Here is an 11417-nt window from a genome sequence, read left to right as displayed (position 1 = left end):
CTTCGAAGGCGACGAGGCCTTCACGGTCACGCTCTCCAACGCCTCCACGGGCTCCGAGATCACCGGCGCCAGTGCGGCGGGCACGATCCAGAACGACGACACGCTGCCTCCGGCCGGACCGATCGTCTTGATCGACGAGGACTTCGACGGGCCCGGCGACACCGGCGGCTTTGCCTACGAGGACGGCAACTTCGGCGGCGGCAACCCTCAGGCCTACGCAGACGGAACCTGGAATGGCGGCGCGCTCACGCTCAACCTTGGCGGCATCGACAACACCACCGTGACCGACATCTCAGGCGGCTGGACGGCAAGCTTCACCCTGGACACGGAGTCCGAGGTCAGCCTCTCGTTCCTCTATGAGATGATCCATGCGGAGGGTTATGAGGACGACGAGTTCAGCCAGGTCCTCGTCAGCATCGACGGCGGCCCACCGGTCCTGGTGAGCACGCTGACAGGCGACGGCAACGGCGGCGGCGCTCAGACGACGGGTCCCCAGACTTTCAGCGCTGCACTCGGCGTTCTCGCCGCCGGCGACCACAGCCTGACCATCGGCGGCCTCAACAACAAGAAGACCTGGGCCAACGAGACCACCGATGTTCTGGTCGACGACGTGCTGCTGACGGCCGTGCCGCAGGATCCGTCGCCGCCGGTGGTGACCAGCTATACGATCGACCCTCTGAACGCCGTCCAGACGGAAGGCGATGACGGCGCCACCGCTTTCACTTTCACCGTTACGAGGTCGGGCGACCTGACCGGCAGCGGGAGCGTCGAGTTCTCGATTGCAGGCAGCGAAGCGGGGGCGGACGACTTCCTCGGCGGACTCCTGCCCGGCGGCAGCGTGACGTTTGCCGCCGATGAGGTCAGCCGGACCATTGTCATCGAGGTCGCGGGCGACACAGACTTCGAAACCGACGAAGACTTCGTCGTTACGCTGTCGAACCCTTCCGCAGGCAGCGAGATCGCAATCGCCTCGGCGGCGGGAACCATCCTGAACGACGACACGGCACCGGTCGGGCCGGTCACGCTGCTTGATGCCCGGTTCGATACGGCAGGCGACACCGCGGGTTTCGTTTACCGGGACGGCAGCTTCGGCGGTCCCGGCTTCCAGAGCAATGCGGACGGCGACTGGGATAGCGGCAGACTCGCCATAAACCTTGGCGGCGGCGGCAACACCACGACGCTTGATCTGTCCGGGGCCTGGGAGGTCGGTTTTACCGTGACGGCGGAGATGGATGTCGTTCTCGCCTTCGACTACGAACTGATCATGAGCGCCTTCTACGAAGCCGACGAGTTCAGCCAGGCTCTGGTCAGCCTGAACGATGGCGCGCCGATCCTGGTGGACCAGCTTGTCGGCGACGGCAACGGCGGCAGCGACGACACCTCCGGCCTGCAGAGCGCGCTGCTCGACCTCGGCAGGCTCGCCGCCGGCGACTACAGCCTTGCCATCGGTGCCTACAACAACAAGAAGACCTGGGCCAACGAGACGACCGAGCTGACCATCGACGATGTCCTGGTAACCGGCAGTCTGCCGGCGGGCAGCGATGTCGATCTCTCGGCGACGCTGATCGGGAGCAACCTGTCGGATCCAAGCATCACGGAGACCGAACTGCAGGCCGTCGCGGGATTCTGAGACCGGCCAGAGGTCAAATCCCACGGACTGCCGCGCATGTATACCCCAGGGGCGACCTTTTTGTCGGGCATGGCATAGACCTCAGGCCCAGTTGACGCCTAGCCTTCGAGGCATGGCTGGGACCGTTGAGGGATCGAGAGGCGCCGCCGGCGGCAGGGAGCGGCGCCGGCGCGGGAGTGCACGGCGACGGCAGACCGCGCCCGGCAATGCCGGCAACGCGGCACGGCGCAGCCACCGCTACCGCCATCTGATCAATCCGCTCGCGCGACAGCCGGGTTTCTCCGAGGACCGTCTGGCGGCGATCCACGACGCGGCCCTGCGTGTGTTGGAGGAACTGGGCATAAAGGTGCTGCACGCCGAGGCCCGACGGATTTTCCGCAGCGCCGGGGCGGCGGTCGACGAAGACAGCCTGATGGTGCGCCTTGATCGTGGCCTCGTCGCCCAGTGCCTCGCGAGCGCCCCGGGCGTTTTCGACGTAAAGGGCGCAACGCCGGAGCGCGACGTCACCCTGGGGGGCGACCACATCGCCTTTGCCGCGGTCGGCGGTCCGCCGCACATCACCGATATCGACCAGGGTAAGCGCGACGGCAGCCTGGAAGACCATCGCAACATGATCCGGCTGTCCCAGCACTTCGACGTCATCCACACCCAGCAGATCAATGTCGAAGCACTCGACGTGCCGGTCCACCTGCGCCATCTGCAGGTTACCGAGAGCCAGCTCAGCCTCAGCGATAAGCCGATCTTCGTCTTCTCCCGCGGGGCGCCGCAGGTGCGCGACTGCTTCGAACTGCTGCGCCTGGCCCGTGGCCTGGACGCGGATGCCTTCGCCCGGCAGCCTTACTGCTACACGGTGATCAACACCAACTCGCCGCGTCAGCTCGACATTCCCATGTGCCAGGGGATTATTGACTTCGCCGCTGCCGGTCAGGTCGCGCTGATAACACCCTTTACGCTCTCCGGCGCCATGGCTCCGGTCACCATCGCCGGTGCCCTCACCCTGCAGCACGCCGAGGCCCTGGCCGGGATCGTCCTCAGCCAGCTTGTGCGCCCGGGCGCACCGGTGGTCTACGGCTCCTTCACTTCCAACGTCGACATGAAATCCGGGGCGCCCGCCTTCGGCACGCCGGAGTTTGTCAAGGGCGCCTTCGGCGCCGGGCAACTGGCGCGCCACATCGGCCTGCCCTGGCGGGGCTCCGCGGCCACGGCCTCCAACGCGCCGGACGAGCAGGCGGTCTACGAGTTCTTGATGTCGGCCTGGGGTTCAGTACTGGGCGGGGTCAACCTGTTGCTGCACGCCGCGGGCTGGCTGGAAGGCGGCCTCACCGCCTCGATGGAGAAGTTCATCCTGGATGTGGAGATGCTGCAGATCTTCGCCGAGGTGCTGCAGCCTCTGGATGCCTCAGACGCGGAGATCGGTTTCGAGGCGATCGCCGAGGTGGCGCCGGGCGGTCACTTCTTCGCGGCAGAGCACACCATGCAGCGCTACCAGTCGGCCTTCTATGCGCCGCTGGTCTCCGACTGGCGCAACTTCGGCCAGTGGAGCGAGGACGGCGCCAAGACCGCCACGCAGCGGGCCAATGGCCTGTGGAAGGCGATCCTGCGGGATTTCGAGCCACCGCCCATGGATCCGGCGCGCCGCGAGGCGATGCAGGACTTTATCGCCCGGCGCACCCGCGAAGGCGGCGCGCCACCGGAGTCCTAAAGTGATTTCGACTTGCGTCGAAGCGGTTCCAGCCCGCTCCCCCTCCCGGCCACCCAGCGACAGTATGCTATGGGCGGCCGGGAGGGGGAGCGGGCCGGTGCCGTCAAGGCCAAAGGCACCCTAGGGCCTCAAGACGACCTTTGCGGCGGCGGTGCGGCCGGCATCGAGGTCCTCGAAAGCCCGGCCACCCTCGGCCAACGGCCTCTGCTCGATCCACTCCAGGGCACCGAGACGCCCGTCGTGCAGCGCCGCCAGGGAGGCGCGCAGATCCGCCTCCGTATAGGTGTAGACCCCGACGAAGGTAATCTCCGAAAGGGTCAGCGTGCGGGCATCGAAGGCGCCCGCGGACTCCTGCAGGCCGACATGGGCGATCACGCCGCCGGGCGCGACCGCCGCGATGGCCGCGGCGCGCGTGCCGGTGCTGCCGACGGCATCGAAGACCAGGTCATAGCTCCCCTCCGGTGCCAAGCCCTGCCGCGGGTCGAAGACGTCGAGCCCCGCCGCCGCCGCGGTGTCGCGGCGCAGTGCGTTGGTCTCGGCGAGCCGCACTTCGGCGGCGCCCCAGGCCTTGAGTATCAGTCCGCCCAGCAGGCCCACGGAACCACCGCCGATCACCAGAGCGTGCGTTTCAGCCACCGGCCGCCAGGCCGCGCGCGCCGCCAGCGCCAGGGCGTGCCAGGCGGTGGCGCAGGGTTCGGTCAGGGCCGCCTTGGCCGGATCCATCCCCTCCGGCACGGCGATCAGGTTGCGCTCGGGAATCGCGATGCGCTCGCCGAAGGCGCCGGGCCGGCGCATGCCGATGAGATCGCGGTCGGGGCAAAGATTGGTCCGTCCCTCCGTGCAGAAGCGGCAGATGCCGCAGCTCACCAGAGGATTGAGCACCACCCGCTGGCCCGGGCTCCCGCCCTCCAGGACGGTGCCGCAGGCCTCGTGCCCCAGGATCAGCGGCGGCACCCGGCGCGGGTCGTGGCCGTGCCAGGCATGCATGTCGGACCCGCAGATACCCACCGCCTCTATGCTCACCAGGGCTTCGCCCGGGCCGCGCAACGGCTCCGCCTCATCGCGGTAGGCGGTCTCCTTCGTCGCGGTATAGACCAGTGCCTTCATGGAACCCTCACTTTGCGGTGAACCCGCCGTCGACGAAGAGGACCTGCCCGGTCACGTAGTCCGAAGCCGGGGAGGCGAGGAAGATCGCCGGGCCGATCAGATCCTCCAGCCGGCCGTTGCGCCCGATGCAGGTCTGCGCCGCCAAGCCCTCGACCAGCGCCTTGTCTTCGAAGACCGCCGCCGTCAGTTCCGTCGGAAAGAAGCCCGGCGCGAGAGCATTGCAGGTGATGCCGTCGGGTGACCAGGCCTCCGCCATGGCGCGGGTGACCTGGGCGATGCCACCCTTGGACGCGCCGTAGGCGACCCCCTTGGCGAAGGCGCGCGCCGACTGCAGGGAGGCGATGTTGATGATGCGGCCCCAGCCCTTCTGCCGCATTGCCGGCACCAGGGCCTGGGCGAGAAAGAAGGGCGCCGAGAGGTTGAGATCCAGCGTCTGCCGCCAGGCCTCCGGCGTGACGGCGTCGGCGGACTGGCGCGGGTTGAGCCCGGCGGCATTGACCAGGATGTCGGGGGCACCGGCCAGAGCGGTGACCTGCCGGGCGACCTCCGGCAGCGTGTCGAGATCGGCGACGTCAGCCTGGCAGGCCTCGGCCCGCCCGCCGGCGCCGCGCGCTTCCTCCACCCAGGCGTCGAGCTCGGCTTTGCGGCGCGCCACCCCGACCACCGTGGCTCTGGCCTGCGCCAGGGCCGTCGCCAGGCCCCGCCCCAGCCCGGCACTGGCGCCGGTCACGCAGGCGACGCGCCCGGAAAGATCAAAGAGGTCCTGCATGGTCACGCCGCGCCCGGCACTCACCCGGCCGCAGCCAGATCAAAGTCCTCGTCCGGGAACCACTTGGCAAGGCGGATATCGGCGGTCTTGGCATGGCCTTCCATGCCTTCCAGGCGGGAGATCCGTGCCGTCACCTGGGCGATGTCGCGGGTCGATTCCCGGTTCATCCGCTGCCAGGTGACCGACTTCAGGAACTTACCGACCGAAAGACCGCCCGTGTAACGCGCCGCCCCCTTGGTGGGCAGGATGTGGTTGGGGCCGGAGGTCTTGTCGCCGAAGGCCACGGTTGTCTCTTCGCCCAGGAAGAGCGAGCCGTAGTTGCGCAGCCGCGCCAGCCACCAGTCCAGCTCGCTGCAGTGCACTTCCAGGTGCTCGGCGGCATAGCTGTCCGACAGGGCGGCCGCCTCCTCCCGCGTTTCGACGACGGCAATCTCGCCGTAGTCGCGCCAGGCCGCCTCCGCATTGGTGCGGTTGAGTTCCGGCAGCTCCGCGATCATGCCCGGCACCAGACGCTCCACTTCCGCCGCGAGGCCGCGGTCGAGGGCGATCAGCCAGGCCGGGGAGTTGTAGCCGTGCTCGGCCTGGCCGACGAGATCCCAGGCAACGATCTCCGGATCCGCCGTGCCGTCGGCGATGACCAGAACCTCGGTCGGGCCGGCGAACATATCGATCCCGACCCGGCCGTAGAGAATGCGCTTGGCCTCGGCGACGAACTGGTTGCCGGGGCCCACCAGGATATCCGCCTTGTGGCCGGTAAAGAGACCGAAAGCCATAGACGCCACGCCCTGCACCCCGCCCAGCGCCAGCACCGAGTCGGCGCCGCAGAGGTCGAGGGTGTAGAGGATGGCCGGGTTCACGCCCTCGCCCGGTTTGGGCGGCGAGCAGGCGATGACATGTTCGACGCCCGCGGTCTTGGCGGTGGTGACCGACATGATGGCGGAAGCCACGTGGGCGTAGCGGCCACCGGGCACGTAGCAGCCGGCCGCCGCCATGGGGATGTTGCGGTGGCCGGCGACGAGGCCGGGCTGCAACTCAACCTCGGTATCCGGCAGTGCCGCAAGCTGCGCCTCGGCGAAGCGGCGCACCTGATCATGGGCGAAGCGGATGTCGTCCTTCAGCTTCTGCGGCACCTTCTCGGCAGCCGCCGCCCTGGCATCCGGCGAGACCAGAATCTCGCCCTCCCAGCGGTCGAACTTGGCGGCATAGTCCCGCGCCCTGGCCTCTCCCCCCGCTTCGATGTCGTCCAGGATCTGCTGCACCGTCTGACGCACGTCCTGTTCGCCTGTCGCGGCGGTTTTGTCGGCTTTCTTCAGGTATTCGGTGGCCATGGTTCGCGGCTTTCGCTTGGGTCGTTCAGAGGATCACAGCCTAACACAGGGTGCTACCAGAGGGTCTTCTGGGCCCGTGCCTCCCAGGCATCGTCGTAGGCCTTGCCGCCAATGCGGTCCTCGCTGAGCGCGGCCAGAATCTGGCCCGGCGTCGGCAGGCTGCGGCGGTCGACGTGTTTCTCCGGGTTCCAGAGGTCGGAGCGCACGATGGCGCGGGCGCACTGAAAGTAGATCGCCTCCACGGTCATCACCATGACCGAGCGCGGTGCTTTGTCCTGGACCGCAAAGGAGTCCAGAAGATCGGGATCGACACTGAGGTGGGCGCGGCCGTTGACCCGCAGGGTGTTGCCCGCCCCCGGCACCAGAAAGAGCAGGGCGACGCGCGGGTCGCGCACGATGTTGCGCAGGGAATCGATGCGGTTGTTGCCGCGCCGGTCCGGCAGCATCAGGGTGCGTTCGTCGTGGATCCGCACGAAGCCGGCCATATCGCCACGCGGCGAGCAGTCGAGACCTTCCGGGCCGGCTGTCGCGAGCGTAGCAAAGGGCGAGACCTCAATGATGCGCCGGTACTCCGGCGTGATGAAGTCGACCTCCTTGACGGTGGAGTTCTCGTTGGGAACGCCGTAGTGGCTTTCCAGTTCCTCGATGGTCCGGATGATCGACATGACAGGGCCCCTCGCTGCTGGCGGCGAGGACCCTAGCATCGCTCTGCCAATGCGGCCAGCCTCAGGCCACTTCGGTCCGCGGCAGGCGCCAATTGGGCCGGATGAAGTGGCAGGTGTAGCCGTGCGGGTAGCGCTCCAGGTAGTCCTGGTGCTCCGGCTCCGCCTCGTAGAAGGGCCGCGCCGGCACCACCTCGGTCACCACCGGGCCGGGCCAGAGACCGGAGGCATTGACCGCGGCGATGGCCCGTGCGGCGGCATCCGCCTCTTCCTGGTTGGCCACGAAGATGGCCGAGCGATACTGGCTGCCGATGTCGTTGCCCTGACGGTTCATCGTGGTCGGATCGTGGATCTGGAAGAAGAAGGCCAGCAGATCCTCGTAGCCCACCCGGGCCGGATCGTAGACGATCTCCAGGGCCTCGGCATGGCCGGTCGACCCCGTCTTGACGTCGCGGTATTCCGGATTGTTCAGATCGCCGCCGGTGTAGCCGACGCGCGTCGCGGTCACGCCCGGCAACTTGCGGAACAGGTCCTGCATGCCCCAGAAGCATCCGCCGGCGAAAACCGCCCGCGCCTCCCCCGTCGCCTTTTCCGGCGGATCGACCAGATCCCGATAGGCGCCATAGCCGGCGTCCTCAAGGTCGGCCAGAGGAACGAAGCGCAGCGCCGCGGAGTTGATGCAGTAGCGCAGGCCGGTGGGCGCCGGACCGTCGGGAAAAACATGGCCCAGGTGGCTGTCGCCATGCCGGGAGCGAACCTCGGTACGCAGCATCCCATGGCTGGCATCGCTGCGCTCTACGACGTGATCGGGTTCCACCGGGCGCACGAAGCTGGGCCAGCCGCTGCCGGAATCGTATTTGTCGCTGGAGGCGAACAGCGGCTCACCGGAAACCACGTCCACGTAGAGCCCCGGCTCCTTGTTGTCCCAGTAGGCGTTTTGGAAGGGGCGCTCGGTGGCGTCCTGCTGGGTCACCGCATACTGCTCGTCGCTGAGGCTCTTCACCGCCTCATCGGTTTTCTTGTAGCCTTCGCTCATCGGGCACTCCCAGTTTCCGGGCGTTTTCCTTATGGGGGCCGGGCCGCCCCTCCTTTTCTTTCCAACCCAATAATATAGGTCTAAAGGGCATGTTCCCAAGACCACCCTTTCTCCCGGCGCCAGGAATCACGCGACCGTGACCGATCTCTCCAGTTTCGGCGGGCCGCTGCGGGCCGCCGTGATCGGCGCCTCCGGCGGCATCGGGGGCGCGCTGGTGGCACGGCTGGCCGCCGACCCGGCGGTTGAGGCCGTTTACGCCTTCTCCCGCAGGCCGGTTCCCGCCGCCGAAAAAGTCGCGCCAGGTCAGATGGATACCGATGACGACGCCTCGGTCGCAGCCGCCGCGAAGGGTCTGGCCGCGGCCGCGCCCCTCGGCCTGGTGATCGTCGCCAGCGGCCTGCTTCATGACGGCGCGGCCCTGCAGCCGGAGAAAAGCTTCCGCCATCTTGAAGCTGCGGCGCTCGCGCGCAGCTTCCAGGTCAACAGCATTGGCCCGGCCCTGGTGGCCAAGCACTTCCTGCCGTTGCTGGACCGCGAGCGCAAGGCGGTCTTCGCGGCGCTTTCCGCGCGCGTCGGCAGCATCGGCGACAACCGCATGGGCGGCTGGTACGGCTATCGGGCGGCCAAGGCCGCGCTCAACATGACGATCCGCTGCCTGGCCATCGAAGTGGCACGCAACCGCAAACAGACGCTCTGCGTCGGCCTGCATCCGGGCACCGTCGACAGCCGGCTGTCGCAGCCGTTCCAGCGCGGCGTCGCCCCGGAGAAGCTGTTCTCGCCGGCAACGGCGGCAGGCCACCTGCTGAGTGTGGTCGATGGGCTGACCCCCGAGGACAGCGGCAAGGTCTTCGCCTGGGACGGCCAGGAAATCCCGGCCTAGGCAGCCAGAATTACTCGACCTCGATGTAGAAGGCCGCCCAGGGCCAGCGCTGCTCGTCCTCGGCCGTCAGGACGGCCCCGTCGGGGCGGCGGTAGACCAGCCAGATCGGGCCCCGCTGCCCGAGGCCCAGGTAGCGCCCGTCGCGCTTCAGGCCGACCACCCAGTCGAGCGCCTGGATATCGGCGGCCGGGATCTCGGCGCCGAAACCGTCCAGGGCGACCACCGTAACATCCTTGCCGGCTGCCCCGGCGGCAGCGAGCACATCCTTCAGCCAAGGCCCCTCGAAGGTCGAGGGCTGGGCCCAACCTTCGTAGGCGATCTCCACCCGCTGCATGCCCAGGGATTCCAGCATGGCGCGGTCGAACTCCGCCGCCGACTGGAAGGTCTTCTCGTGGTAGTTCAGAAAGGAGTCCGTGCCTTCGTCGAAGGCCGGCCGGTTGGCCGCCCCGATGTCGCCGGCAACGGTCAGCACGACGGGGCCTACAGGCTTCGCCAGGTCGGCAGCCCGTGGCGCTGTCCCTGACGCGAAGACCACGGCGCCACAGAACGCAGCGGCAAGGGCGGCGGACAGCAGGCCCCGGGAGGCCATGCGCAAAGCGGTAGTTTCAGTCATCGGGGTCCTCGTGGCGGCAGAGAGGGAACGCGGTGTCAGTTGAACGCGATCTGCGCCTTCATCACCTGGGAGCGGTCGCCCGCGATCTCGAAGGCCTTGATGGCGTCATCGAAACCGATGGTGTGGCTGATGAGCGGCTTCACGTCAATCAATCCCTTGGCCATCAGTTCGACCGCCAGGGGGAACTCCTCGTGAAAACGGAAGGAGCCACGAAGATCCAACTCCTTCGCCGTGATCTGCAGCATCGGCAGGGTCATCTCACCACCCATGCCAAGCTGCACGACGACGCCGCGCGGGCGCATGACGGCGAGAGCGGAAACGAGCGCCGGCTCGGCACCCGTCGCCTCGTACAGCACGTCGAAGTACCCCTTGCCGGCGGCATAGGCGCCCAGTGCATCGGGTTCCTTGGCGACGTTGATGGTGCGGTCGGCGCCGGCGCCGGCGGCAAAAGACAGCGCCTTGTCCTCAAGGTCGGTGGCGACGATCTCCGCCGCGCCGGCCCGCCGGGCGCTCAGGACCGCCAGCACCCCGATGGGCCCGCAGCCGGTGACCAGCACGCGCTTGCCGAAGAGGTCGCCGGCCCGGCGCGTCGCATGCAACGCCACCGAAAGCGGTTCCGCCATCGCCGCTTCGCCGGGGCTGAGGTCCCCGGCCTTGACGCATTGGCCGGCCTCCACCACCAGGGCCTGGCGGAAGGCGCCCTGAATGTGGGGAAAGGGCATGGCCGAGCCGTAGAAGCGCATGTTCAGGCAGTGGTTGGGCGCCCCTTCAAGACAGAAGGCGCAGTGCCCGCAGGGCCGCGAAGGATTGATCGCGACGAGATCGCCTTCGGCCAGCCCCTCCACGTTCTCGCCCAACGCAGCGACCCGCCCGGAGACCTCGTGGCCCAGCACCATCGGCTCCTTCAGGCGCACCGGGCCGAACCCGCCGTGATTGTAGTAGTGCAGGTCGGAGCCGCAGACCCCGCCGGCGGCCATCTCGATCATCACCTGGCCGGGGCCGGGAGCCTCGACCGGCCAGTCTTCGCTGCGGAGATCTTTGGGCGCATGGATAACGAGCGCGCGCATGGCACATGTCCCGAAGTCGCTAAGGAACCGAAAGACTGCCCGAGCGCGGAAGGTCTTGCAAGGCTGCCATCGGCGGCGTCAGCGTTGACGCCCCGGCTCTCGTCGCCATCAATGACCGGCGCGCAAGCGAACCACCATCCACGGAGGACTGCCATGCAATCTCGAACCGCCGCCTGCTGCTGCGGCCAGCTCCGCGTCGAGGTTCAAGGCGAGCCGGTCGCCGTCGGCCTGTGCCACTGCTTTGCCTGCCAGCGCCGGACCGGCAGCGTCTTCGCCGCGCTGGCCGCCTTCCGCCCGCCCTACAAGGTCTTCGGCAGGGCCAGCGAATATGTGCGCACCGGCGATCAGGGTGCCCGCTTCCGGTTCCGCTTCTGTCCTGTCTGCGGCACCAACCTTTTTCACACCGAGGAGGGTTGCGAGGACCGCGGCATCGCGGTAGCGGTTGGCGCCTTCGCCGACCCGGACTTTCCGCCGCCCACGGACTCCGTCTATGACTGCCGCCGGCATTCCTGGGTTCAGCTCCCGCCCGGCCCGACGACCTACGAGAAAGATCCCGACTAGCCGCCGTCCGGTCCTTCGCCGCTGCGGCGTTGACGCCCGCTTCCCCATGTCCGACAAAGGCG

At 68.1% G+C, this 11417-nt stretch carries 11 protein-coding genes; 4 read left to right on the top strand and 7 right to left on the bottom strand.

Annotation, left to right across the window (positions count from 1 at the left end; genetic code table 11):
- Both Q0982_RS12650 and Q0982_RS12645 read left to right on the top strand, forming a co-directional pair.
- Positions 1 to 1630, top strand: a 1630-nt coding sequence (locus tag Q0982_RS12650; RefSeq protein WP_299396063.1) for a Calx-beta domain-containing protein, incomplete at its 5' end; no start/stop codon positions are given.
- A 112-nt stretch (positions 1631 to 1742) separates the two neighbouring features.
- Positions 1743 to 3332 carry a trimethylamine methyltransferase family protein gene (locus tag Q0982_RS12645; protein WP_299396060.1) on the top strand — a complete coding sequence of 530 codons (1590 nt, stop codon included), beginning with the start codon at positions 1743 to 1745 and terminating at the stop codon, positions 3330 to 3332.
- Between the two features lie 120 nt (positions 3333 to 3452).
- Here Q0982_RS12645 and Q0982_RS12640 read toward each other — a convergent pair whose 3' ends face one another.
- The 5 genes from Q0982_RS12640 to Q0982_RS12620 form a co-directional block, all read right to left on the bottom strand.
- Positions 3453 to 4439 carry an alcohol dehydrogenase catalytic domain-containing protein gene (locus Q0982_RS12640; RefSeq protein WP_299396057.1) on the bottom strand — a complete coding sequence of 329 codons (987 nt, stop codon included), beginning with the start codon at positions 4437 to 4439 and terminating at the stop codon, positions 3453 to 3455.
- A gap of 7 nt (positions 4440 to 4446) precedes the next feature.
- Positions 4447 to 5208: an SDR family NAD(P)-dependent oxidoreductase gene (locus Q0982_RS12635; RefSeq protein ID WP_299396055.1), complete on the bottom strand. Its 762-nt coding sequence runs from the start codon at positions 5206 to 5208 to the stop codon at positions 4447 to 4449.
- A 20-nt stretch (positions 5209 to 5228) separates the two neighbouring features.
- Positions 5229 to 6536, bottom strand: a complete 1308-nt coding sequence (gene hisD / locus Q0982_RS12630; RefSeq protein WP_299396052.1) for a histidinol dehydrogenase — start codon at positions 6534 to 6536, stop codon at positions 5229 to 5231.
- 53 nt (positions 6537 to 6589) lie between these two features.
- Positions 6590 to 7201 carry a pyridoxamine 5'-phosphate oxidase family protein gene (locus Q0982_RS12625; RefSeq protein ID WP_299396050.1) on the bottom strand — a complete coding sequence of 204 codons (612 nt, stop codon included), beginning with the start codon at positions 7199 to 7201 and terminating at the stop codon, positions 6590 to 6592.
- A gap of 61 nt (positions 7202 to 7262) precedes the next feature.
- On the bottom strand, positions 7263 to 8234 hold the full coding sequence (locus Q0982_RS12620; protein ID WP_299396047.1) for a bifunctional methionine sulfoxide reductase B/A protein: 972 nt from the start codon (positions 8232 to 8234) through the stop codon (positions 7263 to 7265).
- Positions 8235 to 8370: 136 nt separating this feature from the next.
- Between Q0982_RS12620 and Q0982_RS12615 the strand changes: the two genes are divergently transcribed.
- A complete protein-coding gene (locus Q0982_RS12615; protein WP_299396044.1) occupies positions 8371 to 9114 on the top strand; it encodes an SDR family NAD(P)-dependent oxidoreductase in 744 nt (247 codons plus the stop codon).
- A gap of 10 nt (positions 9115 to 9124) precedes the next feature.
- Here Q0982_RS12615 and Q0982_RS12610 read toward each other — a convergent pair whose 3' ends face one another.
- Positions 9125 to 9727 carry a hypothetical protein gene (locus Q0982_RS12610; RefSeq protein ID WP_299396042.1) on the bottom strand — a complete coding sequence of 201 codons (603 nt, stop codon included), beginning with the start codon at positions 9725 to 9727 and terminating at the stop codon, positions 9125 to 9127.
- 35 nt (positions 9728 to 9762) lie between these two features.
- Positions 9763 to 10794, bottom strand: a complete 1032-nt coding sequence (locus tag Q0982_RS12605; RefSeq protein ID WP_299396039.1) for an L-idonate 5-dehydrogenase — start codon at positions 10792 to 10794, stop codon at positions 9763 to 9765.
- Positions 10795 to 10947: 153 nt separating this feature from the next.
- On the opposite strand from Q0982_RS12605, the gene Q0982_RS12600 reads away from it, so the two are divergent.
- A complete protein-coding gene (locus Q0982_RS12600; protein WP_299396037.1) occupies positions 10948 to 11355 on the top strand; it encodes a GFA family protein in 408 nt (135 codons plus the stop codon).
- The last annotated feature ends 62 nt before the right edge of the window (positions 11356 to 11417 follow it).

Source organism: Pelagibius sp., assembly GCF_028281305.1.
In the GTDB taxonomy this organism is placed as follows: Bacteria; Pseudomonadota; Alphaproteobacteria; order Kiloniellales; family Kiloniellaceae; genus Pelagibius.
Note: the sequence above shows the minus strand (reverse complement) of the source record. Positions and strands in the feature narration are given on the sequence as shown.